General features: G+C 71.7%; 25 protein-coding genes. 10 read left to right on the forward strand and 15 right to left on the reverse strand.

The genetic code is table 11. The features are described from left to right. Positions 1–15 precede the first annotated feature (15 nt). Positions 16–432 carry a hypothetical protein gene (locus ACT3T9_RS12060; protein ID WP_442332576.1) on the forward strand — a complete coding sequence of 139 codons (417 nt, stop codon included), beginning with the start codon at positions 16–18 and terminating at the stop codon, positions 430–432. On the opposite strand, the gene ACT3T9_RS12065 is transcribed toward ACT3T9_RS12060, so the two are convergent. Continuing rightward, complete coding sequence (locus ACT3T9_RS12065; protein WP_441444448.1) at positions 410–2,005, reverse strand: cell division protein PerM; 1,596 nt, start codon at positions 2,003–2,005, stop codon at positions 410–412. The genes ACT3T9_RS12060 and ACT3T9_RS12065 overlap by 23 nt on opposite strands. Positions 2,006–2,180: 175 nt before the next feature. Between ACT3T9_RS12065 and ACT3T9_RS12070 the strand changes: the two genes are divergently transcribed. Continuing rightward, entirely contained in the window at positions 2,181–3,470 is a 1,290-nt protein-coding gene (locus tag ACT3T9_RS12070) for an isochorismate synthase (protein ID WP_441444447.1), read from the forward strand. A gap of 3 nt (positions 3,471–3,473) precedes the next feature. Here the strand turns inward: ACT3T9_RS12070 and ACT3T9_RS12075 are convergent, their stop codons facing one another. The 3 genes from ACT3T9_RS12075 to ACT3T9_RS12085 form a co-directional block, all read right to left on the reverse strand. Next, on the reverse strand, positions 3,474–4,724 hold the full coding sequence (locus ACT3T9_RS12075) for a S1C family serine protease (RefSeq protein ID WP_444600792.1): 1,251 nt from the start codon (positions 4,722–4,724) through the stop codon (positions 3,474–3,476). Positions 4,725–4,921: 197 nt separating this feature from the next. Further along, on the reverse strand, positions 4,922–6,715 hold the full coding sequence (gene menD / locus ACT3T9_RS12080; RefSeq protein ID WP_444600791.1) for a 2-succinyl-5-enolpyruvyl-6-hydroxy-3-cyclohexene-1-carboxylic-acid synthase: 1,794 nt from the start codon (positions 6,713–6,715) through the stop codon (positions 4,922–4,924). A 47-nt stretch (positions 6,716–6,762) separates the two neighbouring features. Beyond that, on the reverse strand, positions 6,763–7,740 hold the full coding sequence (locus ACT3T9_RS12085) for an o-succinylbenzoate synthase (protein ID WP_441444444.1): 978 nt from the start codon (positions 7,738–7,740) through the stop codon (positions 6,763–6,765). A gap of 54 nt (positions 7,741–7,794) precedes the next feature. Between ACT3T9_RS12085 and ACT3T9_RS12090 the strand changes: the two genes are divergently transcribed. The 4 genes from ACT3T9_RS12090 (at position 7,795) to ACT3T9_RS12105 (ending at position 11,856) form a co-directional block, all read left to right on the forward strand. After that, complete coding sequence (locus ACT3T9_RS12090) at positions 7,795–8,397, forward strand: GNAT family N-acetyltransferase (RefSeq protein ID WP_444606678.1); 603 nt, start codon at positions 7,795–7,797, stop codon at positions 8,395–8,397. Continuing rightward, entirely contained in the window at positions 8,394–9,389 is a 996-nt protein-coding gene (locus tag ACT3T9_RS12095) for a 1,4-dihydroxy-2-naphthoyl-CoA synthase (RefSeq protein WP_441444442.1), read from the forward strand. The genes ACT3T9_RS12090 and ACT3T9_RS12095 overlap by 4 nt, the downstream gene beginning before the upstream one ends. Before the next feature lies 1 nt (position 9,390). Then, positions 9,391–10,755 carry an AMP-binding protein gene (locus ACT3T9_RS12100; protein WP_444606679.1) on the forward strand — a complete coding sequence of 455 codons (1,365 nt, stop codon included), beginning with the start codon at positions 9,391–9,393 and terminating at the stop codon, positions 10,753–10,755. Between the two features lie 204 nt (positions 10,756–10,959). Next, positions 10,960–11,856 carry a 1,4-dihydroxy-2-naphthoate polyprenyltransferase gene (locus tag ACT3T9_RS12105; RefSeq protein WP_444606680.1) on the forward strand — a complete coding sequence of 299 codons (897 nt, stop codon included), beginning with the start codon at positions 10,960–10,962 and terminating at the stop codon, positions 11,854–11,856. On the opposite strand, the gene ACT3T9_RS12110 is transcribed toward ACT3T9_RS12105, so the two are convergent. Continuing rightward, positions 11,837–12,256 (reverse strand): DUF4229 domain-containing protein, encoded by a 420-nt coding sequence (locus tag ACT3T9_RS12110; RefSeq protein ID WP_444606681.1) that lies wholly within the window; start codon positions 12,254–12,256, stop codon positions 11,837–11,839. The two genes, ACT3T9_RS12105 and ACT3T9_RS12110, sit on opposite strands and share 20 nt — an antisense overlap. Before the next feature lie 106 nt (positions 12,257–12,362). Here ACT3T9_RS12110 and ACT3T9_RS12115 point away from each other — a divergent pair, with 106 nt between their 5' ends. Continuing rightward, the gene (locus ACT3T9_RS12115; protein WP_444606682.1) at positions 12,363–12,755 is read left to right on the forward strand and encodes a PLD nuclease N-terminal domain-containing protein; all 393 of its coding nucleotides are present in this window, start codon (positions 12,363–12,365) and stop codon (positions 12,753–12,755) included. A gap of 190 nt (positions 12,756–12,945) precedes the next feature. On the opposite strand, the gene ccsB is transcribed toward ACT3T9_RS12115, so the two are convergent. The 6 genes from ccsB to ACT3T9_RS12145 form a co-directional block, all read right to left on the reverse strand. Then, positions 12,946–14,022 (reverse strand): c-type cytochrome biogenesis protein CcsB, encoded by a 1,077-nt coding sequence (gene ccsB / locus ACT3T9_RS12120; protein WP_441444437.1) that lies wholly within the window; start codon positions 14,020–14,022, stop codon positions 12,946–12,948. Then, complete coding sequence (resB, locus tag ACT3T9_RS12125; RefSeq protein WP_444606683.1) at positions 14,019–15,764, reverse strand: cytochrome c biogenesis protein ResB; 1,746 nt, start codon at positions 15,762–15,764, stop codon at positions 14,019–14,021. The genes ccsB and resB overlap by 4 nt, the downstream gene beginning before the upstream one ends. Further along, positions 15,764–16,570: a cytochrome c biogenesis CcdA family protein gene (locus ACT3T9_RS12130; protein WP_442332292.1), complete on the reverse strand. Its 807-nt coding sequence runs from the start codon at positions 16,568–16,570 to the stop codon at positions 15,764–15,766. The genes resB and ACT3T9_RS12130 overlap by 1 nt, the downstream gene beginning before the upstream one ends. Continuing rightward, positions 16,567–17,181, reverse strand: a complete 615-nt coding sequence (locus ACT3T9_RS12135) for a TlpA family protein disulfide reductase (RefSeq protein WP_444606684.1) — start codon at positions 17,179–17,181, stop codon at positions 16,567–16,569. Before ACT3T9_RS12135 ends, ACT3T9_RS12130 begins: the two co-directional genes overlap by 4 nt. Further along, positions 17,178–17,825 (reverse strand): histidine phosphatase family protein, encoded by a 648-nt coding sequence (locus ACT3T9_RS12140; RefSeq protein ID WP_441444433.1) that lies wholly within the window; start codon positions 17,823–17,825, stop codon positions 17,178–17,180. The genes ACT3T9_RS12135 and ACT3T9_RS12140 overlap by 4 nt, the downstream gene beginning before the upstream one ends. 77 nt (positions 17,826–17,902) lie before the next feature. Further along, positions 17,903–18,451: a MarR family winged helix-turn-helix transcriptional regulator gene (locus tag ACT3T9_RS12145; protein ID WP_441444432.1), complete on the reverse strand. Its 549-nt coding sequence runs from the start codon at positions 18,449–18,451 to the stop codon at positions 17,903–17,905. Between the two features lie 125 nt (positions 18,452–18,576). On the opposite strand from ACT3T9_RS12145, the gene ACT3T9_RS12150 reads away from it, so the two are divergent. Both ACT3T9_RS12150 and ACT3T9_RS12155 read left to right on the forward strand, forming a co-directional pair. Further along, on the forward strand, positions 18,577–19,107 hold the full coding sequence (locus ACT3T9_RS12150; protein ID WP_441444431.1) for a YceI family protein: 531 nt from the start codon (positions 18,577–18,579) through the stop codon (positions 19,105–19,107). 157 nt (positions 19,108–19,264) lie between these two features. Further along, positions 19,265–19,570 carry a glutaredoxin family protein gene (locus tag ACT3T9_RS12155; protein ID WP_441444430.1) on the forward strand — a complete coding sequence of 102 codons (306 nt, stop codon included), beginning with the start codon at positions 19,265–19,267 and terminating at the stop codon, positions 19,568–19,570. Positions 19,571–19,729: 159 nt separating this feature from the next. Here ACT3T9_RS12155 and ACT3T9_RS12160 read toward each other — a convergent pair whose 3' ends face one another. The 3 genes from ACT3T9_RS12160 to ACT3T9_RS12170 all read right to left on the reverse strand — a co-directional run bounded on the left by ACT3T9_RS12160 (position 19,730) and on the right by ACT3T9_RS12170 (position 23,423). Next, the gene (locus ACT3T9_RS12160; protein WP_019174583.1) at positions 19,730–19,828 is read right to left on the reverse strand and encodes a 30S ribosomal protein bS22; all 99 of its coding nucleotides are present in this window, start codon (positions 19,826–19,828) and stop codon (positions 19,730–19,732) included. A 143-nt stretch (positions 19,829–19,971) separates the two neighbouring features. Then, on the reverse strand, positions 19,972–21,672 hold the full coding sequence (locus tag ACT3T9_RS12165; RefSeq protein ID WP_444606685.1) for a GTPase family protein: 1,701 nt from the start codon (positions 21,670–21,672) through the stop codon (positions 19,972–19,974). Next, complete coding sequence (locus ACT3T9_RS12170) at positions 21,669–23,423, reverse strand: dynamin family protein (protein WP_444606686.1); 1,755 nt, start codon at positions 23,421–23,423, stop codon at positions 21,669–21,671. The genes ACT3T9_RS12165 and ACT3T9_RS12170 overlap by 4 nt, the downstream gene beginning before the upstream one ends. Before the next feature lie 58 nt (positions 23,424–23,481). Here ACT3T9_RS12170 and ACT3T9_RS12175 point away from each other — a divergent pair, with 58 nt between their 5' ends. Next, the gene (locus ACT3T9_RS12175) at positions 23,482–24,078 is read left to right on the forward strand and encodes a hypothetical protein (RefSeq protein ID WP_444606687.1); all 597 of its coding nucleotides are present in this window, start codon (positions 23,482–23,484) and stop codon (positions 24,076–24,078) included. On the opposite strand, the gene ACT3T9_RS12180 is transcribed toward ACT3T9_RS12175, so the two are convergent. After that, entirely contained in the window at positions 24,038–25,315 is a 1,278-nt protein-coding gene (locus ACT3T9_RS12180; protein ID WP_444606688.1) for an acetoin utilization protein AcuC, read from the reverse strand. The genes ACT3T9_RS12175 and ACT3T9_RS12180 overlap by 41 nt on opposite strands. Positions 25,316–25,342 lie beyond the last annotated feature (27 nt).

Here is a 25,342-nt window from a genome sequence, read left to right on the forward strand (position 1 = left end):
GGCACAATGGACTCGATGAACAGCGACTCCTCCCCCGGCCCGAAGCAGGACCAGGCATCGCGGCGCCGCCCCCGCCTGGTGGGCGGGCTGACCCTGGCGATGCTGGCCTCCTGGCTGCTGATGCTCTCCCCGCTGCCGTATTCGCTGCTGTCCGGAATCACGGGCCTGGTCGCCCTGGGACTGCTGATCCCGGTGATCGTGCTGTCGATCAGGGAACGGCGCTATTCGATGGCGGTGATCGGTGCACTGCTGGGCGTGCCGGCGACGCTGCTGATCATCGCGGGCGCGACACTCAGCATCCTGTTCTACGGACCGATGGCCGAGCTCGAGGAGTGCCGCTCGACGGCGATCACCGAGCAGGCCCGGATCCAGTGCGACGACGCCGCTCAGGGCTCCATGGCCCAGTGGATCAGCGGTCTGTTCGGCGGCTGATCCCCGAGCCGGGCTGCGCGGGGTCCGAGGCATCCTCGGTATCGAGCGACCAGGCATCAGGCTCGAGGTCGGCGCTCGCCTCTGCGCTGGTCTTCCCTGCGCCGGTCTTCCCCGCGTCCGTCTTCCCTGCACGGTTCCGCCCTGCGCCAATCTTCTCAGCGTCGAGCTTCACGGCGTCGGCGGTCGCAAGGATCACGGGCTCGGGGACGTCCTCGACTGCTGAGCTGTCCGCCGACTCCGCCCCGTCCGCCGTCGCAGTGTCCTCGCCACCGGCGTCCTCTCGACCTCCGGCGTCCCCACTTCGCTCGGTGCGCTCCGCTGCCTCGACCCGCTCCCGCATGGACCGGAACGCATCGCGGGTCCAGGGGATCAGCGGGGTCGCGAGCACCCCGAGCACGACGGCTGTGGTGAGCACCACGACCCCGATCAGCGGGAGCACCAGGGTGCTCATCTGCGGTCCCAGATGCACCAGGCGCCCGTCACCGATGCCGCCGGTGGACAGACCGGCAAGCAGCAGCAGGGCGACGATGACGACCAGCGGATACGCCACCCAGGCGGTGATCCGGTCGCGCCGCTCGAGGGCGGCGACGTCGCGCACCAGTCGCACCGCCCCCAGCGCCACCGGGATCGCGGGCAGGATCATCAGCACCCAGGCCCACCCGGGGAAGGACCCGGGAGCCGGCAGCGCACCCAGCAGAGGCAGCGCGGGCAACACGCCGGTCTCCGCACCGGCCAGGGAGATGCCGGTGGCCGTCCCGACGCCCACGGTGCCGCCGAGCACCACCGTCAGCGCCCACACCGCGAGCAGCGGCAGCAGGGCGAGCTGGACCAGAGCGAGCACGAGCCCGCCGACGGGGCCGGGGGCGAGGCCGTCGAACAGCGCGGACTGCGCCGGCACGGAGAGCAGGAGCATCACCACCACGACCGCCATGCCGACGCCGAGCAGCCCGGTCACCGCGAGCAGCGCGGAGCGTGCGATATCGCCATACGGTGCGGGCAGCAGGTCCAGGACCCGCACCCCGGGCACCGACTCCGTCGGCTCCCGGCGCAGGGACCACAGCAGCCCGATCAGACCACCGGTCACCGCGACCATCGCCCCGGAGACCACCGCGGAGGTGACCATGGGCGAGGAGTCCGCACTGCGACCGATGCTGGCCACCAGCGCCAGTCCGATCGCATAGACCAGCGCGTACATGCCCAGCGCGGAGCCGACGTCACGCAGCGCGCCGGTGCGCAGCAGGCCGTCGTCCCGCACCGGCCGCAGCGCCCGGCCCACCCGTCGCATGGCGCTGGCGGACAGCAGCACGAGCAGGAGCAACAGGCCGAAGGGGGTCAGCGTCACGGCGCCGTCGATCACCCCGGTGCTCAGCATGATGCCGCCGCCGTGCCCGAGGATCAGCAGGTTCAGGGAGATGATGATCGCGTCGAGCGCGGTCGCGGTCGACGCGGTCCCGGCGACCTGTGCGGCCAGCGCCGGCACCACCACGACGGCGACGGCGATGCCGAGCGAGGTGAGCGCCCCGAGGACACCGCGGACCAGAGGTGTCGCGATGCTTTCGGCGGTGCTGCTCACGTGCTCGCTCCTTCAGGAAGTGAGGGGACGGGGACGCGGGGCCGGGAGCGGCTCCGCACGCCCCTCGGGCGGGGTCGCCGGTCCATGGTCGCACCTCGCAGCAGCGGCTCGGCGCATCTGGCCACGGGACGCGGGTCACGGCCCAGAGCGGCTGCGGTGTCGCATAATGACGGGGATGTCTGCCCCGCTCCATGCCCCCGACGCCCCCGCGGCGACCCTGTTCGTGCGCACCCAGCGGATCGAGGACCCGGTCGACCTGCTCGAGCACGTCCCCGCCGAGGTCAGCGGTGCCTGGATCCGTCACGGCCAGGGAGTGGTGGCCCTGGGCACGGCCTGGTCCGTGCAGACCACCGGCCGGCACCGCTTCACCGCCGCGAGCGCCGCATTCCGCGAGATGGCCGACCGCGCCCGGGTCGATGACGAGGTGCGGGTGCGCACCAGCGGGCTGATCTCGCTGGGCAGCTTCTCCTATGCCGACGCCTCGCAGCGCCCCTCGACGCTGATGGTGCCGCGCGCTCTGCTCGGCGTGCACGACGGCGAGGCCTTCCTCACCGTCGTCGGCGTCGACGAGGAGCCCTCGCTGCCCACCTCCTGGCGGGACCTCTTCCCCTCGCCCCCGGTGTCCGCGGCGGGCCCCGACCAGTTCGACCTGGAGGCCGACCACACCCCGGAGGAGTACCAGGCGCTGGTGCAGGAGGCGATTCTCGAGATCCACGCGGGCCGCGCCGCGAAGGTGGTGCTCTCCGAGCGGACCACCGTGCGCAGCCGCGTCCCCCTCGAGCCTGCGGTGCTGCTCACCCGGCTGGCCCGCGCCTATCCGAGCACCTGGGTGTATCACCTCGAGGATGTGGTGGGCGCGAGCCCCGAGATGCTCGCCCAGACCGAGGACGGCCGGGTCTTCTCGCGGGTGCTGGCCGGCTCCCGCCCGGTGGCCGACGACGGCGAGCTCGACGAGGTGGACCGCCGCGCCTTCCGCGCCGATGCGAAGGAGCGCTCCGAGCATGCCTTCGCCGTCGATTCCGTGGTGGACCGGCTGGCCGGCCTGGCGGAGGAGATCGAGGTCTCGCCTGAGCCCTTCGTGCTGCGCCTGCCGGGACTGGAGCATCTCGCCTCGGACGTCTCAGCACGGCTGCGGAACGGCACCACGAGCCTCGATGTGGCCTCGCGCCTGCACCCCTCGGCTGCGGTGTCCGGCACGCCGCGGGAAGAGGCCGACGAGATCATCGCGCGGCTCGAGCCCCAGGACCGCGGCGGCTACGCCTCTCCGGTGGGCTGGATGGACGCCCGCGGGGACGGGCAGTGGGCGATCGCGCTGCGGATGGCGCACCTGGTCGATGACCGGACGGTGGTGATGCAGGCCGGTGGGGGCCTGGTCGCCGCCTCGGATCCCGTCTCCGAGCATGCTGAGGCGCTCGCGAAGTGTCGGCCGATGCTGCGCGCCCTGCGCGGAGAATCCTCCGCCTGAGGCTCAGGAGGGACGCACCCCGAGGGTGACCTCGAGCGTCTGCACGGCACCATCCCGCACCACCTCGAAGCGGTGCGTCGAATCGATCTCGAGCCCGCGCACCACGCCCGTGAGCGCCGCGGCACCGCCGACCGGGACGTCGTCGACCTCGATGATGAGATCGCCTTCCCGCAGATCGACCTCGGAGGCGGGACTCTGCTGCTCGACGCTGACGACCTCGGCCCCACGATGGGTCGCTCCACCCTCCGAGGAGGATCCATCCTTGCTGGTCACTCCGAGGAAGGCGTGCTCGGCGGTGCCATCTTCCTGGAGCTGGCGGGCGATCATCGTCGCGGTGTTCGACGGGATCGCGAAGCCCAGTCCGATGCTGCCGGCCTGACCGGAGGCGTTGGGGATCCCGGCGATCGCGGTGTTGATCCCGATCACCTGGCCGGCGGCGTCCACCAGCGGGCCGCCGGAGTTGCCGGGGTTGATCGCGGCATCGGTCTGGATCGCGGACGAATAGGTGGTGTCGGACCCGTCGGACTCCTCCCCGGAGGCGGTGACCGGACGGTCCAGGGCGGAGACGATGCCGGTGGTGACCGTGTTCCGCAGTCCCAGCGGGGTGCCCAGCGCCATCACCGGCTGCCCGACCTCGACCGTCGTCGAGTCGGCGAAGGCGGCGGGCTGGAGGTCCCCAGGCGCGGAGTCCATCCGGAGCACGGCGAGGTCCGTGATGGAGTCGGTGCCGACGATCGAGGCCGGGTAGCTGAGCCCGTCGCTCGTGGTGACCTCGACGCCCTGGGCTCCATCGACGACATGGTTGTTGGTCAGGATCGTGCCCTGCTCGTCGAGGATCACGCCGGTGCCCTGGCTGGTGCCGCTGCCGGTGGAGACGTGGATCGCCACCACACTGGGCCCGACCAGCTCGGCGATCCTCGCCCAATCAGCGTCCTCGCCGCTGGACAGCGCGGCCGGTCGGGCCTCGGCGCTCGAGACGGGGGCCTCCTGCACGATGGGGGCGAGATCGGAGCCGCTGAGCTGGTCGTAGGCGACCACTCCCCCGAGCGTCGCCCCGCTGGAGAGCAGCATCCCGAGCGCCACCAGACCGGTCACCCCGCCCCAGCCCGGCCCGCGACGCGACGGAGCAGGTGCTGGTCCAGGAGCAGGCGCAGCTGCACCGCTCATGACGGTGCCGGCGGTGGCGGCGGTGCCAGCGGGGTCAGGGGTCGAGACGGCGGGGATCGCGGTGGTGGGAGTGGCTGCAGCGGACACGGCTGCAGGGTTCGACACCTCGGCAGTGGCCGAGGGGGAGGTGCCCTGATCGGTCCGAGAGTCGGGAGCCAGAGGGTCGGGCGCCAGAGGGTCGGAAGCCGGAGACTCTGACTGCCAGGGCTGCCCGGAGGCGGAGAAGTGATCATCCTCGTGCGAAGCGCGCTCGTCCTTCATGGGGTCCATATCAGCATCCCTGTTCAAGAGTTCCTCGGGATGCTGCTGGATGTCTCCTGGACGACCAGAACGCGCAGACCGTGGGCCGGCTCGGCCAGAGCGGCCGGGAGCGTCTGAGGGGTGACCTGCTGGGTTGTCGCCCCGAGCGCAGCGGCCGCGGCGGTGATATCGACCCCGTGCGGGGTCGTGAAGAAACGTCGCAGCAGCGCGGGCGGGGCCGCGGCATGCTCGAGTCCGGAGAAGATCCGGCCGCCGCCGTCATCGACCACGATCAGGTCCAGCTCTGGAGTCTCCTCCTCCGGTCCGATGATCAGCCCGGTGAGGTCGTGCAGGGCCGTGAGGTCGCCGACCAGCGCCCGCACGCGTCCGGGAGCGTCCCGCGTGTCGGGGGCCCGCTCAGCCGGCTGAGCCGGCTGCGCCGATTGCGCCAGCTGGGCCTGCAGGGCCTGCAGGGCCAGGGCGATGCCTCCGGCCATCGCGGCGGTGCCGTCGATACCGGCCAGACCACGATTGGCGATGACCCGGGCCGCGCTCGGGCCTGCGTGCTGTTCGAGGTCGCGGATCAGGCTCGAGGAGCCGAGCACCAGCACGTCCTCTGGGCCGGAGGCTTCCCAGACGGCGAGCGCGGCGTGCTGCTGCCAGGTCATCGGCAGCGCCGCTGCGGCAGCGGTGGCCGCCTCTGCCCAGGCCGCCAGCCGCTCGGTGCGCCGTGTCTCGTCCACGGGGAGCGTCTCCTGCCCTACCGCGGCAGGGACCACGAGTCGCGCCCGGCGGGCGACGTCGGGCCAGTCCAGGTGCGGATCCACCACGATCACCTCGACGTCCTCGGCCCCGAGCAGGGCGCCGACGACGGGACGGGAGAGCGTGGGATGGCCGAAGACGATCGCCCGCTGCGGTCGCAGCAGATGCTCCGGATCAGCCATCACGGCGCGCAGCTGCGCGGGATAGCGGGGCACCAGGCTTACCCCGTGGAGCGCACCGGAGCTCGGTTCGGCCAGGAGCGGCAGCTGGTGGCGGGCAGCGAACTCGGCGGCGGAGGGACCTGCGCCGTCCCCTGCGACGACCACCGTGCGGTCATCGACCGGCACCGGCTGCGGGGCAGGTGCCACCGGGTGGGCGCGGTGGGTGAGCACGATCCGCTCACGGGAGGGTTCGGAAGCGCTCCGGGTCGAGTCGTGGTCCGGTGAGTCACCGGCCTGTGGGCGCGGCACCAGCGGGTCCCGGAAGGAGAGATTCAGGTGCACCGGGCCCGGATGTTCCGCCGTCGCCGCGGCCAGCGCCCTCGCAGCGGTGGAGACGGCGGTGCGCAGCTCGAGGGGGCTCGCCTGGACGGCCGCAGGAGCCGGCAGGTCCACGGCCAGGCGCACCAGGGAGCGGAACATCCCGGCCTGCCGGGTGGTCTGATTGGCACCCACCTCCCGCAGCTCGGCGGGACGATCCGCAGTGAGCACCAGCAGCGGGATCCGGGAGTGGTGGGCCTCCATCACCGCGGCATGCAGGTGCGCGGTGGCGGTGCCCGAGGTCGTGACCACCGCTGCCGGATGCGCCGGGTCCTGACGGCTCAGCCCGAGCGCCGTGAAGGCCGCCGCCCGTTCATCGATCCGCACGTGAGCGCGGATCCTTTCCGCGTTCCCCTCCACGGCCAGGGCGTAGACCAGCGGGGCCGATCGGGAGCCGGGGGCGATCACAGCCTCGCGCACGCCGAGCGCTGCCAGCGCGCTCCAGAGCGCCACGGACTGGTCGACCGCCCCGGAGCCTGTGGGCACGGGGGCGTCGATCCACGCGGGCGGGGTGGTCAGGGAGGTTCGCTCAAGCACCCCGTCAGCGTAATGCGCGCGGGGTCAGCACCGCGGCGAGCGTCGAGTCAGAGCTGCGCGGTGCACGCCTCGAGGCGCTGCTCCCAGCGGGCGGTGAGCTCGGCGCCCGCGGCGTGGCGCTCCAGCAGCTCAGGAGCCGGCTCGGGGCGGTCCACGGGCAGGACACCCTGCGCCGCGCGGAGCGGCTCGTCGACGAGATCGCCGGTGAGCAGCGTGGCGGTGGCGAGACCGCAGGCATAGGGCAGCTCCGGCAGCGCGGCGGCGAGGGCGAGGCCGGCGCTGAGTCCCACGCTGCTCTCGAGCGCGGAGGAGACCACCACCGGCAGGCCGGCCTGTTCGGCCAGCTCCAGGCAGCGCTGCACTCCCCCGAGGGGCTGGACCTTCATCACCAGCAGGTCAGCGGCCTCGGCGCGGGCGACGAGCAGCGGGTCCTCGGCGCGGCGCACGGATTCGTCTGCGGCGATGGGAATGCCGAGGGCGCGGCGCAGGGCTGCGAGGTCCGCAAGCTCGGCGCAGGGCTGCTCGGCGTACTCGAGACCGCCGGCGGCGCGCTCCAGCACGGGCAGTGCTGTGAGTGCCTCCTCGAGGGTCCAGGCGGCATTGGCGTCGATCCGCAGGCGGGCGGCGGGGCCCATCGCGTCACGCACCGCCTCGAGCCGCTCGGCGTCCTCGGCGAGGGTCGATCCCGGATCGGCGACCTTGATCTTCGCGGTGCGGGCTCCGCCGACGGTCGCGATGCGATGGGCGAGCACCGCGGGGACCACGGGGATGGTCGCGTTGACCTCGATCTGGTCGCGAAGCGGGGCGGGGCGTTCGGTGGTGGCGTCGGCGAGCGCGGCGCGCAGCCAGGCAGCGGACTCCTCCGCGTCGTAGTCCCAGAACGGGGAGAACTCCGACCATCCGGCCGGGCCGTGCAGCAGCAGGCCGTCGCGCTCGGCGATGCCGCGGAAGCGAGTGGTCATGGGGATCGACCACGCGTGGACGCGATCGATGCCGCGCTCGCGCAGGGCGGAGGGGATTCTCATGCCCTCGAGGGTAATGAGGTGGCGGCGTCGAGACCAAGCCGAGAGGATGGCACCGTGACCGCGCCCTTCCTCCCGGACTCTCCCACACCCTCCGCCCGGCCTCTTCCTCCGGACCCATCCCACGGCTACCGGCTGCGTCCCGTGCGCACGGACGACTCTCCTGCCCTCCTGGAGGCCTACCGCTCCGCGCCGGACATGGCCCGGCAGGGCACCGTGACCACTCTCGAACAGGCTCGGGAGCAGACGGCGTGGCTGCTGTCCTCTGAGCGCCGGGCGACCGCGATCGTCGATGGGAACGACGTTCTCGTGGGCCTGGTCGCGATCAGCATCGACGAGGAGAACCGGAACGGCTGGTTCTTCTACTGGCTCCATGCCGCGCACCGCGGGAGCGGATTGGCTGCCCGGGCGGCGGCAGCGGTCGCCGATTGCGCGCTGGCGCCGTCGGCCTTAGGAGGGTGGGGGCTGGAGCGCCTCGAGCTCGGCCACCGCGCGAACAATCCCGCCTCCGGCGCCGTGGCCCGCGCGGCGGGTTTCGTTCACGAGGGCACCGAGCGGGGGAAGTTCCTCATCGACGGGGAGCGCCTGGACGTGCTGACCTACGGCCGGCTCGTCGGCGATCCTCAGTCGACGGCGGCCGGACTACCCTGGCTTCCATGACCACCCCGCCTGCTCCGCTGCCCCGTCGGGTCTCCGACACCTTCGATCCGCACCTCTGGCGGGAGGTGCCCGCGAGCGAGCACGGCGGGCCCGCGCTGACCGACCTGACCTACCATCGGGCGGTCCAGCGGATCGAGTCCGCCGATGGGGAGCGCACCGAGCGGGACCTGCCCACCGTGCGGATCGCCTTCGACCGCCCCGAGGTGCGCAACGCCTTCCGCCCACACACAGTCGACGAGCTGTACCGGGCGCTGGACCATGCGCGGCTGGACACCGGCGTGGGCGTCATCCTGCTCACCGGCAACGGCCCCTCTCCCAAGGACGGCGGCCATTCCTTCTGCTCTGGCGGGGACCAGCGGATCCGGGGCCGCGCAGGCTACGAATACGCGGCGGAGGAGGAGTACGGCGACACCGCGCAGGTGCGGACCGGCTCCTCCGGCCGGCTCCACATCCTCGAGGTGCAGCGCCTGATGCGCACCATGGGCAAGGTCGTCATCTCGCTGGTGAATGGCTGGGCTGCGGGCGGTGGGCATTCTCTGCACGTGGTCTCGGACCTCTCGATCGCCTCCCGCGAGCACGCCCGGTTCAAGCAGACCGATGCGAACGTCGGCTCCTTCGACGGCGGCTACGGCTCCGCCTATCTCGCCAAGCAGGTGGGTCAGAAGCGGGCCCGGGAGATCTTCTTCCTCGCCGAGGAGTACTCCGCCCAGGACGCCTACGACTGGGGCGCGGTCAACCGCGTGGTCGATCACGCTCAGATCGAGAATGTGGCGCTGGAGATGGCGGCGACCATCGCCACCAAGTCGCCGCAGGCGATCCGGATGCTGAAGTTCGCGTTCAACCTCGCCGATGACGGGCTGATGGGCCAGCAGGTCTTCGCCGGGGAGGCGACGCGCCTGGCGTACATGACCGACGAGGCCGCCGAGGGTCGCGACGCCTTCCTCGAGAAGCGCGACCCTGACTGGTCCCGGTTCCCGCACCCGCAGGGCTGAGATGAGCGACCACTCCCCCGCGGGGTCCCTGCCCTGGCTGGTCCCGCCCGGCTATGACGCCTCCGCAGCCTCCCTCACCGCTCACGTCGAGGCGATCGGTGAGGTGATGGCAGGGCGGGCACGGCTGTGGCTGGGGCCGTTCGCCGCTCCGTCGCAGCTGCCGGCCGGCTTCGAGGACACCGCGCTGGTGGTCCCCACCTCCGGTTCGACCGGCATCGCCAAGGCGGTCGCGCTGACCCGCGAGGCGCTGCTGGTCTCACAGGATGCGACCGCGCAGCTCTTCGCGGCCGACGGCACCGCCGCGGACAGCCGGGGGCATGGCTTCTGGCTGCCCCTGCTGCCGCCCACCCATATCGCCGGGGTGCAGGTCATCGCCCGCGCTCACCGCACCGGCCAGGTGCTGGGCCTGGGCCGGCCCGCACTCCCGGAGCCGCTGCCGGATCTGCGCGGCCACTTCGATGCCGCGGCGTTCGTGGCGCTCGCTGGACCCGCTCTTACCCGGGCCGAGCAGCTCGGCCTGCCCACCTTCACCTCGCTCGTTCCCACCCAGCTGAGCCGGATCGTCACCGGCACCTCCGGGGCCGACGTGCGCGCCCGCTCCCTGCTCAAGCGCTTCGCCGCCGTGCTGGTGGGTGGTGCGGCGACCAGTGCCGACATCCTCGCCCGGTGCCGCGCCCAGAAGATCGCTGTGCGCACCACCTACGGCTCTTCCGAGACCGCTGGCGGCTGTGTCTACGACCGCGCGCCGCTGCCGGGCGTGCGGCTGCGGCTCACCGAGCCTGACGCCTCCGGGGCCGGGCGGCTCGAGATCTCCTCCCCCACCCTCGCACTCGGGTATCTCACCGCTGACGGCGGCGTCGACACCACCCCCTTCGCCTCTCACACGACTGCGGATGCAGGCGCAGGCGCGGATGCGAGTGCAGGTGCAGGTGCAGGTGCAGGTGCAGGTGCAGGTGCAGAGCGTGCGTTCCTCACCTCCGACCTCGCCGAGCTCTCCGTCGACGGAGCGCTGACCGTGCTGGGCCGGGCCGACGACGTGATCAACACCGGGGGCCGCAAAGTCCTGCCCCAGGACGTCGAGCGCGCCATCGACCGCTCGCTGATGCTGCGCGGGATGGTGCGCACGAACGTGGTCGTGGGAGTCGCGGACCCGGAGTGGGGGCAGCGCATCGAGGCTCTGGTCACCCTCGAGCCGGGGATCGACCCGGCGGAGGCCACCTCCCTGGTGCGTTCGGCGCTGCGAACCTCTGAGGTGCCTGCCCACATGATCCCCAAGCGGGTGCACGTCGTGGAGCAGCTGCCGCTGCTGGGCATCGGCAAGGTGGACCGGGCCACCGCCCGCCGCCTCGCCAGCGAGGCCAGGTAGCGCCCCACCCGAGCGGGGCCTGACAGGCGGAGTGCAGGGGCCGGTCGCTGAGGCGCGATCCAGAAGCGGGCGTGATGCAGAGGCGGGGTGTGATTCGGTGCCGGGGCCGGTTCCGGGATCTGACCGCGGCGTATCCTCGTGGAGGCCGTCGTGCGGCGGCCAGCACTCTTCCCCCACTCTTCCCCCGCATCCTCGAGGAGCACGATGGCCAGTCTGTCCCAGTGGGTGCAGGGCGCCCGACCCCGCACCCTCCCCGCCGCACTGGCCCCGGTCGCCGCCGGCACCGGCGCCGCCGTCTGGCAGCTGCAGAACCTGCACGGGGACGTGGACTGGTCACTTGTCATCCCCCGGGCGCTGCTCGCCCTCGCTGTCTCGTTCTCCCTGCAGATCGGCGTGAACTACGCCAATGACTACTCCGACGGGATCCGCGGCACGGACGATGACCGGGTGGGACCTTTCCGCCTGACCGGCTCCGGCGCAGCCGCCCCCGCCACCGTGAAGCGCGCCGCGATCCTCGCACTGGCCCTCGGTGGCCTGTTCGGGCTGGCGCTGATCGCGCTCGCCCAGATCTGGTGGGCCCTGGTGGTGGGCGCCGCCGCCATCGCCGCCTCCTGGTTCTACACCGGGGGGAAGAAGCCCTACGGATACCTGGGGCTCGGGGAGCTGTTCGTGTTCGTGTTCTTCGGGCTGGTCGCGGTCAACGGCACCGCCTACGCGATCACCCAGCAGCCCACCTGGATCGCGATGCTCGCCTCGGTCGCGATCGGGCTGCTCGCCGTGGCGCTCATGCTCACCAACAACCTACGGGACATCCCCACCGACGAGGTGGCCGGCAAGCGGACCCTCGCGGTGCGGCTCGGGCAACGGGGCACGCGCGGGCTGTACGCCGCGACGCTGCTGGTGCCCTTCGTGCTGATGGTGCCGGTGATCGCAGAGCAGTGGCCGGTGGCCCTGGTGCTGCTCGCCCTGCCGCTCGCGATCGGCCCGGTGCTCACCGTGCTGCGCGGGGCCCGGGGTCGTGATCTGATCCCGGTGCTCGGCGCGACTGGTCGCCTCGAGCTGGTCTACTCGCTCCTGCTGCTCATCGGTCTGATCCTCTGACCTGACCCGGCTGATCAGGGCCGGGCTGATCGTGGTCGGGCTCATCAAGATCCGGCAGCTGCGCCGGTCCCGCAGCAGGGCCCGCCGCGCCCGCGCCCCGAAGATCGCTCCCGGTGCCCGCCTCGCCGTTCCGGGCGGCATCGTCGAGCATGGCGTCCTCGTACTCGGCGTCCTCGTCGATGTCGGGGCCGCGGCGCTCTGCCCGGCGTTCGTCGGCCGCCTTCCAGCGCATCGCGGCGGCGTCCCGCAGCCGGTCCAGGAACAGGATCGAGATCAGCATCGCGATCAGCGCCGCCAGCACCCCGGCCAGCATCACCCCGACGTCCAGCAGGGTCAGTGCCCACCAGAGCAGGATCCACAGTCCCAGGCGGATGACGGCGTAGAGCAGGAATTGACGCATGGGTCCAGGGTAGTTCTCCTGCCTGGATCCGCTCGCAAGCCGCTGCCCGCGCCATCGGATCTGCCTCCCCCACCCGGCGATCAGGTCCGTTGCCTAGACTTCGGTCATGGCCCGCGGCATTCTTGCAGTTCTCTCCATCGCCCTGACCGTCTTCGCGCTCGCCGATTGCGTGCAGACCGAGGACGAGAAGATCCGCGGGCTGCCGAAATGGGCGTGGATCGTGCTGGTCGTGCTGATCCCCTGGGTGGGGCCGATCACCTGGCTCTTCGTGGGCAAGGACCGCAGCGTTCCCGGTGGCGGCGGGCGCCCGCGCCGGCAGGGCCCGTTGGCACCTGACGAGGACCCCGACTTCCTGCGCAGGCTCGACGAGGACATCCGTCGGGAGCGTCGGGAGCGGACGCAGCATGACCAGGATGAGCAGGGCGTGCAGGGAGAGGACCGGCCCGGCCCGGATGGCGGGAGCGATCCTGCTGCGGGCGAGGACGACCGCGGCGCCTGAGCCCCGCAACGGGACTGAGCACCGCACCGTGACCGCACAGTGACGGAGCTCCGCACCGAGACCTGAGCACCGCACACGGCACTGACGACGGGCACTGACGACGAACAACGGCCCGGGACGGAGGGATCCGTCCCGGGCCGAGTGCTGCCTGCTGCGGCTTCTGTGCCTGCTCAGATGCTCCTGATCCTGCTCACAGGCCCGAGTAGGAGTGCAGGCCGTTGATCACCGTATTGACGATGGTGTAGTTGAAGACCACGGCCACGAAGCCGGCCAGGGCGAGGCCCGCGGCGCGGCTGCCGCGGAAGCCGCCGGTGGCCCGCGCATGCAGGTAGGCCGCATAGATCACCCAGATGATGAAGGTCCACACCTCCTTCGGGTCCCAGCCCCAGAAGCGGCCCCACGCCTCTCGTGCCCAGATCGCGCCGAACATCAGGGTGAAGGTCCAGCACACGAAGGCGATCGAGTGGATGCGGAAGCTCAGCGACTCCAGCACCTTCGAGGTGGGCAGGCGGTCCAGCACATGGCCGGCGCGCCCCCAGTGCTCGGGCAGCACCTCGCCGGCGGCCGCCTTCTCCGCCAGAGCGTGCTCATGGCGGCCCTGCAGCAGCTGCAGGGCCGCGACCACCGCTCCGAGGATGGACAGGGCGGTGGCGATGATCGCGATGCCGATGTGGATGATCAGCCAGTGCGAGTTCTGGAGGCTCGGGGTGAGCGCCGCGGCGGGGACGATCCAGAACGTCTGGGCGAGCAGGAGCATCAGCAGCACCGGGCCGACCACGAAGGTGCCCAGCGTGCGCAGCTCGGTGCGCTTGATGCTGAAGACCAGGAAGGCGACCATCACCAGGGCGGAGCTGGTGGTCGCGAACTCGTACATGTTCGCCCAGGGCACGCGCTGGGTGGCGATCGCACGGGCCAGCACTCCCAGCACGTGCAGCAGCGTCGCGCCGATGGAGAGGATGAACGCGAACTTCTGCGCGGTCATGGCGCCGGGAGCATGCACCCCTGTTCCCTCGGCGGCGGCGAGCGGGCCATCCGGACCACTGGTCCCGCGCTCCACGGAGACCGGGGCGGCCCCTTCGGAGGCGACCGTCGCGGTCTGCAGGACGCGCGTCTCCTCCTGCTCGTCCAGGGCTGCGAGGCGCGCATCGCTGCGTCGCTGCGAGGTCGAGGAGAGATCGGCGGAGAAGCCGATCAGGGCGAGCACGTAGAGGACGATCGCCACCACGAGCGCGAGGTTCGAGAGCTCTGCGAGCTGCTCATTGATCACTGTGCACTTCCTTCAGAGGAGTTCTTCGCGGCTCGTGGGAGCCGTTCGTCGTCATTGCTGCGGTCCTCGGCCAGGGGTCCATCTTGCGCCGTGGAGAGCTTCGAGGCCAGAGCGTGCACGTCTGCCTCGAGAGTCGGGTCGTCGCTGCGGGCCAGTCCTGCCACCTCGAGCACGGCGCCATCGGCTGTGCTCCGCACCCGCACCCACACCCGGCGGCGGGGCACGAAGAGCGACAGGATCAGCCCGCCTGCAGCGACCAGGGCACTGACCAGGATCCCGCGCTCGAAGGGGTTGTGGGCGATGTCGAAGGCGGCGTAGCGCCGCAGCCCGTCGAAGCTGACGGTGGTGCCGTCGGGCAGCTCGAACTCCTGGCCGGGGTAGAGGCGGATCAGCACCGGGGTGCCGTCCTCCCCCGCCACTGGGGTGAGGGTGGTGACGTCCACCTCGTAGGCGTTCTGCGGGATCCCGGAGTCGAGGCCCAGATCGCCCTGGTGGACGGTCAGCGCGAGCTGTGGGTCCAGGGAATCCGGGTACAGCGAATGGGGGCCCTGCTCGTCGATGGTGCCGGTGGGCAGGAAGTATCCGACCACGGCGGTCTGTTCGGGCCGGGCATCCGGGGCCTTGATCACGAGCTGTGAGGTGTAGCCGACATCGCCCATGGGAACGGTGATGATCGGGCCCTCGGCGACCACGGTGCCCTCGGGGTCGGTGACGGTGACCTCGGGGGCGTAGCCGTTGCCCAGCAGGTACATCGAGGCGCCGTCGATGTGCAGCGGCTTGTTGACCTGCACGGTCTGCGAGCGCTCGGGGTCCCCGGGGGTGGTCACGGCGACGTCGGCTTCGAAGGAGCGGGGCTCGCCGACGTTGCCGGACTCCCCGGGCTGAACGTAGGTGGCGCGGAAGTCCTCGAGGGTGAGGCGGAAGGCCGGCATGTCCCGCTCGTCGAACCAGGCCCCGGACTCGAAGGAGTCGTACTGTGTCAGCGAGTTCGAGAACCCGGTGCCCTCGATCACCGTGATCTGGCCCCGGTAGCTGGTCATCTGCCCACCGGCGATGCAGACCAGCACCCCGACCAGGGCGATGTGGAAGGCCAGGTTGCCGGTCTCCCGCAGCAGGCCCCGCTCGGCGCTGACTGAGCGGGAGGCGGTCTCCTCCCGCACCTCGGTGCGATAGCGCGAGCGGCGCAGCGCATGCTGCGCCTGCTGCAGCAGGGTGTCAGCATCGGCACCGGGCAGCTCGACCCGGGTATGGCCGACGAACCGATTCAGCCGCGAGGGGGTCCGCGGCGGCTTCGAGCGCAGCTGCCGCAGGTGCACGCCGACGCGCGGCACGATGCAGCCGATCAGCGAGATGAACAGCAGCAGGTAGATCGCGGAGAACCACGGCGAGGAGAAGACCTCGAAGAAGCCCAGCGCGTCGAGGAACTCCCCCCACTTGCCGTTCTCCTCGAGGAACTGATCCGTCAGTGCCGGGTTCACGCTGCGCTGCGGGTAGAGCGAGCCGGGCACCGCGGCGACCGCCAGCAGCATCAGCAGGATCAGCGCGGTCTGCATGCTGGTCAGCTGGCGCCAGAGGAACAGCAGCGTGCCGCGCAGGCCCAGGCCGGGCACGGTGACCGGCGCGGTGCCGTCGATCTCGGGCTTGCTGCTCCAGGAGCCGCTCGCCCCGCGAGCGGCAGTGTCCGGAGCAGGAGTGTCCGGAGCGTCGGTGCCAGGGTTGTTCCCGGGCGTCTTCTCGTTCATCACACCACCGGCTCGAAGGTCGCGATCAGGCCCTGCAGCCCGCTCATCCAGGTCGACCACACGCCGGTCATCAGCAGCACCCCGATCGCGATCAGCAGCGCCCCGGAGAGCAGGCCGATGGTGCGCCGGTGGGCGGCGAGCTTCTTGCTCAGGCCCAGTGCCCGCTCGAAGAGCAGCGCGAAGACGATGAAGGGGATGCCCAGGCCCAGCGAGTAGGCCAGTGCCAGCACGGCGCCGCGCAGCGCAGCACCTTCGCCTCCGCCGTCGAGGGAGAGGGCGACGATGGCCGCGTAGGTGGGTCCGATGCAGGGTGTCCAGCTGAGCCCGAAGATCAGTCCCATCAGCGGAGCACCGAGCAGTCCCGCATCGGGTCGCTTCGAGGAGACGGGCCGGGTGGCGGACAGGCCGGGGAACACCCCCATGAACAGCAGACCCATGAGGATCACGATCGCGCCAGCGACGCGGTTGATCCACACGCTGTACGCCTGGAGCAGGTAGCCCAGCGCGCCGGCGAATCCGCCGAGCACCATGAAGACGATGGCGAAGCCGGCGACGAACAGTGCGCTGCCGGCGAGCAAGCGCCCGGTGCGGGGTCGGGCGCGCTTCGCGCCGGCGCCCGTGCCCGGTCCCACCGCGCTCTGCCCGGCGAGCCCCGAGACGTAGCCGAGGTATCCGGGCACCACCGGCAGCACGCAGGGAGAGAGGAAGGCGACCAGGCCCGCGGCAGCGGCCACGGCCACGGCCAGCAGCAGCGAGCCGGACAGCGCGGTGGCCTGGAAGGCGGCCCCGACCTCGGCGACGATCATTCGGCGACCACCACATCGATCATCGCGCGCAGCACCGAGGGGTCCGCGGCGCCGGAGATGCGTGCGGCGACCCGACCCTCGCGGTCGATCACCAGGGTGGAGGGCACCGCATTGGGTGCGACCTGGCCTCGCAGCGAGAACATGATCTCGGCGTCCGGATCGGGCAGTGAGGAGTAGGTGATCCCGTAGCGCTCCTCGAAGGCCTGCGCCGGGCCGGCGGCATCGCGCACGTTGACCCCCAGGAAGGACACGCCCTGCTCCGCGTACTCCTCGTGGATCGCCTGGAGGTCAGGAGCCTCCTTGCGGCAGGGCGGGCAGGAGGCGTACCAGACGTTCAGCACCAGCACCTCGCCCCGCCGGTCGGCGGCCGCGATCTGCTCACCGTCGTAGGAGGTGCCGGAGAACTCGAGCGGCTCACCGCGGTCCGCCGGCGGGATCTCGGTGGCCACGCCGTCGCCGGAGACGTATCCGGAATCCCCGGAGGCATAGCGTTCGCCGGTGTCGGTCCCGCAGGCGGCGAGCAGCAGCGCGGCGGAGGCGCCGCCGGCCGCTCCCAGCAGGCCGCGCCGGGTCAGGCGCAGGGTGCGCGAGGATGAGGTCCTGATGCTCACGTGAGCTTGCCTCCGGTGGCGTCGACCGCCCCGGCGTACAGCGCGGCAGCGGGTTCGGCGTAGCCCACGTCCGCGAGGTGCGGGCCCACGAAGCGGAGGCTGGTGACCGAGCACAGCCCGCACTGGCGGCGGCGCGGATCATGGAAGAGAGGCTTGCCCTCGGCGCTGCGGCGCGTCACCCAGATCGGGAGCTGGTGGAGCACGAGCACGGCCTCACGGCCTTCGGCCGCGGCGCGCGCGTCGTGCACCGCCGAGACCACCCGTGCCACCTGCGCACGGTAGGGCTCGCCCCAGGAGGGGCGGAAGGGGTTCAGGAACCAGCGCCAGTTGCGCGGATCGCTCAGCTTGGCCTCACCATGGCCCATCCGGTGGCCCTCGAAGTGGTTGCCGGACTCGATGAGCCGCTGGTCGGTGGTGATCTCGAGGCCGTGCGGGCTGGCGATCGGGGCGGCGGTCTGCTGCGCGCGCAGCAGCGGGGAGGAGCGGACCACCGCGATATCCGCCTCAGCGAGATGCTGGCCGACCAGGCCTGCCATCTGCTCACCACGATCGCTGAGCCGGTACCCGGGCAGGCGGCCGTACAGGATGCGCTCGGGGTTGTGCACCTCGCCGTGGCGGACGAGGTGGACCGTGGTGGTGGTCATGGGCGGGGAGTCCTCTTTCACTGTCGCGCTGCGGGCTCAGGCCCGAGCCGCTTCACGGTACCAACCGAACCTCCGGATCAGCGGGGAGCGGAGGCCGTCTCGTGAGGTGCCGGACATCCGACGGCCACGGGGGCGTCCTCGTCGAGCGTCTTGCCGAGGATCCGGCCCAGCTCGAGCAGATCGTCGTGGCCGATCACATCGAGCAGGTGCTCGCGCACGGAGCGCACATGCGTGGGGGCGGCGCGCTCGAGCATCTGCTCTCCGGCTGCGGTCAGCTGGGCCTGCCGGCCGCGTCCGTCATCCGTGCAGCGAACCCGCTCCACGAGCCCCCGCTTCTCCATGCGGGTGATCGTGTGGGTCAGGCGGGAGCGGGAGTGGACGACCTTGTCCGCCAGCTCGGACATCCGCAGGAACTTCTTCTCCGCCTCGGACAGACGCACCAGGATCTCGTATTCACCGAGGGTCAGGTCGATCTCGGCATCCGCCTGGAGCGCCTCGCTGAAGCGGTCGTTCAGCAGGGTCGTCGCGTAGAGGTAGGTGCGCCATGCCGTCTGCTCCTGCGGAGTCAGCCAGAGCTCCCCCGGGGTCGAGCCTCGACCCTCGCCGGGCGTTATCGTGTCGTCCATCACGTTCTCCTCTTTCCTGGGATCCGATGCTTGCCATCCTCCCCCAGATTAGTTTATATTTCAAGCAAGCTCGTGGTGATCGCTTCCAGACCGCCACTGTCCATTCAACTCCAAGGAGACCTCTCATGACGGACCTGACCCCCGGCACCTGGACCCTCGACCCCGCCCACACCTCCGCTGCGTTCACCGTGCGTCACGCCGGCATCTCCAAGGCTCGTGGCCAGTTCCATGACCTCGAGGGCTCTCTCGAGGTCGGCCAGGGCGGCGAGAACCTCTCCTTCTCCACCGCGCTGAAGACCGCCTCGATCAACACCGCTCAGCCGGATCGGGACGCTCACCTGCGCAGCGGCGATTTCTTCGACGCCGAGAAGTTCCCGGAGATCACCTTCACCTCCACCAAGGTCGAGGGCGACAAGCTGATCGGTGACCTCACCATCCGCGACATCACCAAGCCGGTCGAGCTGGACTTCACCTACGAGGGTGCAGCCACCGACCCCTTCGGCATCTACCGCGCGGGCTTCACCGGTGAGACCACCATCTCCCGCAAGGAGTTCGGGCTGACCTGGAACGCGGCCCTCGAAGCCGGTGGCGTGATGGTCGGCGACAACGTCAAGATCCTCATCGAGGCCGAGTTCACCGCTCCGGCCGCCGCCTGAGCCTCCCCGCTCCCCCGGCGCGCTGCGCCGTATGAGTCCGACGGGCCGTCCGCACTGCGCGGGCGGCCCGTCGTCGTTCCCGCACCAGCTCGTCGGCCCCGCATCACCGCCGACCCCCGGCGCATCGCCGCCCGCCCCGCCTCGATAGGGTTCGCCCATGACCGCACCGCGCATCCCCTCACCCACCGATCCGGACGCTCGCGTCCTGTACCTCACCCGAGAGGGCTGCCACCTCTGCGAAGAGGCCCTGCCGGTGGTGCGGGCCGAGGCGGACCGGGTCGGCTCCACCGTGGAAGTACGCGACATCGATGCCGATGATCAGCTGCGCGAGGACTGGGACTACGACGTGCCGGTCATCATCGTGGACGGCAAGGTCCACGCGAAGTACCGGGTCGATGCCGGGCAGCTCCGCGCAGCACTCGCCAAGCGCCCCTGGTGGCGCCGCCTCACCGGCCGCGCCTGAGCATTGGCCGTCCGGCCGCGCCCGAACCTCCCGCTGGCCGCGCCCGAGCGTCTCTCCGGCCGCGCCTGAACGCCGCGTGATGAATGCCCCGTGACATGCGTCGGCCCCCGCCTGATGGCGGGGGCCGATGTGCGTCACGCAGAGATCACCGTGCGGCGATCACTTCTTGTTACGACGCTGGTGACGGGTCTTGCGAAGCAGCTTGCGGTGCTTCTTCTTGGACATGCGCTTGCGTCGCTTCTTGACGACTGAACCCATAGGGAACCTCAGTTCTGCAGGTCAGTGCCTGCGGTGATGCAGCGGATCAGGTATGCGCGGCCCGCGGAGACTGCACGGGGAGCTGCCTCGTGCGGGCCCGACGCCACGGTCGACCAGTAATTCTACACAACCACCCTGCATCCTCAGCCGTGGGCGAGTGCGAGATCCCTCGCAGCCGTCGCCGCGAGCGTCAGCTCGGCCTCGACCTCGTCGACGACGAGGTCGTGCGCGACCTCCCTGACACGGGCCGTGAGCACTCGTCGCGCCCGGCGGCGGTGCCAGGAACCGGTGAGTGCGGCGACCACTCCCCCGGCCACGCCGATCAGGATTCCTGCCGCGATCCCGAGCACCACCAGCACGGTGGGCAGCGGGATCGGGATCCAGAGCTCCTCGACCATCGGCATCGGCGGCGGCGGAACCCCGAGGAATGCCAGCAGCGCGTTCAGCCCGAGCCAGCCCAGGCCCACCACCCAGGTGAGCAGCGCCAGCCACTGGAGCACATCGAGCACCGGCCACCACCAGGAGGTCGTCGTCGCGCGCAGATCGGCGCCGGCGACCGCCTGGTCGAGGGCATCGGGCAGCTCCTCCTCATGGGAGCGGGCCGCTGCCCGTACGGCGGCGCGCCAGGGATCGCTGCCGCCGACGGAGGCGGCATCGGCGAAGCGACGAACCCCACCGGCGGCGCGGGCTCGGGCTGCGGCGTCCGGTGCGGGCAGGGACGTGCGCTCGAGCCCTTCGCCGTCGCGTGCCCGGCCGATGCCGAGGCGGCGCAGCGGATCGGGCCGCGCAGCGCGCAGCCAGCGCAGCGGGGGCCAGCCCACCTTCCCCGCCGCTCGGTAACGGTAGGAGGCGCCCACGGCGCGGGCCACCGGCTCGACGCGGGCTGCGGTGGCGAGATCCTCGACCAGGTCATCGATCTCGGCCGGGGTCGCGGCCGCCGGCAGCCCGGTGGGGTCGGCGGCGTCCTGCAGTGTCTCGGCGGCGCCGCACACGTCGGCCCGGTGCCGGGAGGCGATGGCCTCGCGGCTGCGGGCGATCTGCAGCAGATGCTCGCGCAGCTCGTCGACGCCCTCCCCGGTGCTCGCAGAGGTGGCGAACACGGGGGCCTGCTCGAGCCCATCGGTCCGGGCGAGGGAAGCGAGGGAGGCGAGCACGGCCTCCCGCTCACTTTCGCGGATCCGGTCGATCTGGTTGAGCACCAGCACGGTGACGGCGTCGTGGCCGGCAAAGGGGCGCACGAACTCCTGGTGGAGGACGGCGTCGGCGTACTTCTGCGGGTCGGTGACCCACACCAGCACGTCGACCAGGCCCGTCATCCGTTCGGCGACGGCACGGTTGGCGCTCTCGACCGAATCGAGGTCAGGCAGGTCCAGCAGCACGATGCCGGGAGCACCCGAAGGCCCAGAGGCCTGCTCCCGCCGGGCGCGGCGGCCCGAGGGCGCCTGGACGGCGGAGGTGGCGAGGGCGGCGTCGGTCCCGTCGAGATGGTGGCGGTCCTCGACCTCGAGCCAGTCCAGCAGCGCATCGCTGCCGGGGGCGCCGAGCACGGCGGCGACCGGCTTCGCGGTGGTCGGCCGGCGCACCGCGGCGCGGGAGACATCGACCCCGACCAGCGCATTGACCAGCGATGACTTTCCGGAGCCGGTGGCCCCGAAGAGCCCGATCACGGTGTGTTCGGCGGAGAGCGCGCGGCGCCGGTCGACGCGGTCCAGCAGCTCCGTCACGCTCTCGAGCGGTCCGTCAGCGGCGACGCCGTCGAGCGCCTCGAGGGCGCTCTCCAGGGCGTCGATCCGTTCTGCGAGCGGGGCGGGGCCCTTCGCGGAGCGGCTCAGCAGCGGGCTCATGCGTCCTCCCGGATGTCGCGGGCGAGCTGGGTGAGGGCATCGGCGTCGGCGCCCAGCAGCTCGCCGGTGCCGACCTCGCCGAGGGCGTCGAGACGGTCGAGGAAGGGTCCGGAGCGTTCGGCGACCAGTGCGTCCAGCCGGGAGGTGAGGCGCTCGCGGGCGATCGCGGCCATGCGGCGCACGGCGTCGTCGCCGAAGATCGTCTCCAGCAGCTTCTGGCCGACGACCGCGGTGGCGGCCCCCGCCCCGACCTCGAGGCCGGTGGGGATGAAGGCGGTCGAGGCGAAGACGACGACCATCAGCGCGACGCCGACGACGTTGACGCCGAGCGAGAGCATGCGGGCCTTGGTCCGGCGGTCGGCGCCCTCGGAGCGGACCAGTTCGAGCACGTCTCCCTGCCAGGCCCGGATCGCGCTCGAGACCTCCTCGCTGTAGCCGTCGGGGAGGCGGGAGAGGTCCTGTCCCTCGGTGAGGTGTCGCCCCGCGGCGGAGGAGCGCCAGGCGTTCTCGGCCCGTTCTGCGCCGCGGGCGGTCTCGTCGATGACCACGTGCACCAGGCCGGTCCCCAGCGCCTGCTCGGCGGCGACGGCCGGGGCGGGCTTCCCGCTGAGCATCTGGCCGATCCGGTCCCGGGCCCTGGTGACCAGGGACTCCACGCCGCGGAAGAACTCCCCGGTGCCTACCACATCCTGCCAGCGGGCGAGCACCTCGCCGCGCAGCAGCGAGCCGTCCCCGAGGGCGTCGTCGATCCGTTCGCGCGCTCCGGAGAAGGCGGCGATCGCCTGCTCGCGCAGCTGCTGGCGCTCGGCGTCCTGCACGGCGGCGTGCTCGGCGATCGTCCGCGCGGAGCCGGCCAGGCCATCGAGTGCGCCGGCGAGGGTGCGGCGGGCGATGCGGCTGCGGGCCTCGCCGTCGGCCGCGAGGGTGCTGAGGTGCTCATGCAGCTCGGCGATCACTGCGGGCGGCAGCATGCCGTCCTCGTCGATGTCGGTCTCGGGGACCAGGAATAGGCGGTCCACGTCGATGCCGTTGCGCTCGAGCATGCCGCGGAGGTCCTCGGCGAGCTCCTCGGAGACGCCCTCGCGCGGAGGGATCCGGTTCATCACCACGTCGACGGTGACATCGCGCTCGGCGGCGGTGCGCAGCACGTCCCATGGCACGGCGTCGGCGTAGCGGTTGGCGGTGGTGACGAACAGCCACAGATCCGCAGCCCGCAGCAGCTGCCGGGCGAGCTCACGGTTGCCGACCGCGACGGAGTCGATGTCCGGCGCGTCCAGCAGTGCGAGGCCCTGCGGCACCCGCTCCTCCCCACGCAGCTCGAGGGAGGTCGCAGGATCGATGTCGCCGGTGGTGTCGCCGGTGCCCGGCGCCTCGGGATCACGCCGCTGACCCGCATGGACCCGGGCGAGGCCGGGCAGGATGCGGGCGCCGGTGAACCAGGGCTCATCCAGCGGATGGTGCAGCAGCACCGGCCGACGAGTGGTGGGACGGATCGCGCCGGACCGAGTGACCGGATGGCCCACCAGCGCATTGACCAGGGTGGACTTGCCGGCACCGGTCGAACCGCCGATGACCACCAGCAACGGGGCGTCGAGCGACTTCAGGCGCGGGATGACATGGTCGCCGAGCTGGGAGCGGGCGGCTCGAGTCTCGGCGCGGGCGATCTCGACACCCTCGACAGGCAGCGGGAGCTCGAGGACACGCAGATGCTCGGCGAAGGCGTCGAGCACGGCGGTGGTCCGGTTCGTCATGGATCCCCCTGAGGTCTGTGCACGAGTGGTGACGGCGTCATTGTGGCAGGCTCGCGCCATGACGACGGCGTTCAGAGCATTTCCCCCGGTGCTGATCCTGGCCGCGCTGACGGTGATGGTGCTGCCCACCTGGCGGACGGAATGGATCGGCCCGACGGTCGATTCGGTCCATGTCGTCGAGTTCCGCTGGTTCGCGCCGATCATCCTGGGGTACGGGAATCCGTTCCCGCTGCTGTGCCTGGGATCCACGGTGCTCGCGCTGGTCATCGCCCTGGCGCGACTGACCGGCGGCCCCGGCGGCCCCGGCGAACGCAGCGGTCGCCGCGGAGCCGACGGCAGCCGCGGACTCGGTGACGGGCGCGGAGCCGGTGGAGGGCGCGGCATCGCCCTCGAGGTGGTCCTGGGCGTCGCGATCGCCGCAGCGGCGTGTGGCGCAGTGATCTTCGACGGCTTGCACGGCTGGGCCCTCGCGGCGCCGGCCCTCCTGCTGCTCTGTCTGCTGGTCCTGCTGCTCTCGCGTCTGGTCGCGAGGGTGAGGCGCTCGCGAGCTGGGCACTCACAGCCAGGGAGCCCACCGCCGGGGAGCCCACAGCCGGGGAGCGTGCGAGAAGAGATCAGTCCAGGAACGGATCCAGGCCCCATTCGGGGAAGCTGACCCGCCGCGCCGCCTGGACCGCTCGGTCCAGGCCGTCCTCGGGATCGAATCCCTGCTCCCAGTCCCGTACGGCCAGGGGTCGCCCGTCCCCGAAGGTGATCAGCCCCGGCTCCGGGGAGAGCCCATGGGCGGTACGCGCCGCATCGGCAGCGGCGATGTACTGGGCCGGCAGCGGGGCGGTGGCCTCGATCGCCTCGCCGGTCGCGATCGCGATCAGGTGCGCCCAGGAGCGCGGCACCACGTCGATCACCGCATACCCGCCTCCGCCGAGGGCGAGCCAGCGCCCGCCGCAGACCTCATCGGCCAGCTCTCGCATCAGCAGCATCACCCCGCGCTGTGCCTCGAGGGAGACCGTGAGATCCGCCAGCGGGTCCAGCCGGTGGGTGTCGGCTCCGTGCTGGGTGACCAGCAGCGTCGGCTTCACTGCGCGGACCAGGGCGGGGACGGTGGCGCGGATCGCGCGCACCCACCCGTCGGCCGTGGTGCGCGAGGGCAGCGGCACGTTGATCGCGGTGCCTGCGGCCCCTGCCCCGCCGGTGTCCTGCACGAAGCCGGTGCCGGGGAACAGCCGTTCCCCGGTCTCGTGGACGGAGAGGGTGATCGCGCGGGGCTCGTCCCACATCGCGCGCTCCACGCCGTCACCGTGATGGACGTCGACGTCGACGTACATCACGCGCTCCTCCCCCGTGTCCAGGGCGTGGCGGATGGCGAGTGCGGCGTCGTTGTAGACGCAGAAGCCCGAGGCGGTGGCCGGCTTGGCGTGATGCAGCCCTCCGGCGAAGTTCACGGCGCGCCGCACCCGGCCCGAGAGGATCGCGTCGATCGCGGCGATCGACCCACCGGCGATCCGGGCGGAGGCGATGTGCATGCCGGGGAAGGGCGGGACATCATCACCGCCGAGTCCGAAGCGGATCAGCTCGTCGAGCTCCTCCGCCGTCATCTCCTCCATCGGCCGTGAGGCCTGCTTGACCGCCGCGATGTAGTCGGGGTCATGGACTCGGGCGAGCTGTTCATCGCTCGCCACCGGTGCCGGGAGGGTCACCACCCCGGGGCGGCCCAGCAGCCCGGCACCGCGGGCGAGCTCCCGGGTGAGCGTGAGCCGGATCGGGGCCATCGGGTGGAAGGGTCCGAAGTCGTACTCGCACAGCGCGTCGTCCCACACGATCCCGGTGGGGGCCGGCGGATCGGCGTCGTCGACCGGGTCGACGGGGAGGGAGGGCAGCGCAGCATCGAGCATGGATCGAAGCGTACCCAGGGTGACGGG

The organism is Brachybacterium sp. AOP29-B2-41 (genome assembly GCF_052378395.1).
Classification (GTDB): Bacteria; Actinomycetota; Actinomycetes; order Actinomycetales; family Dermabacteraceae; genus Brachybacterium.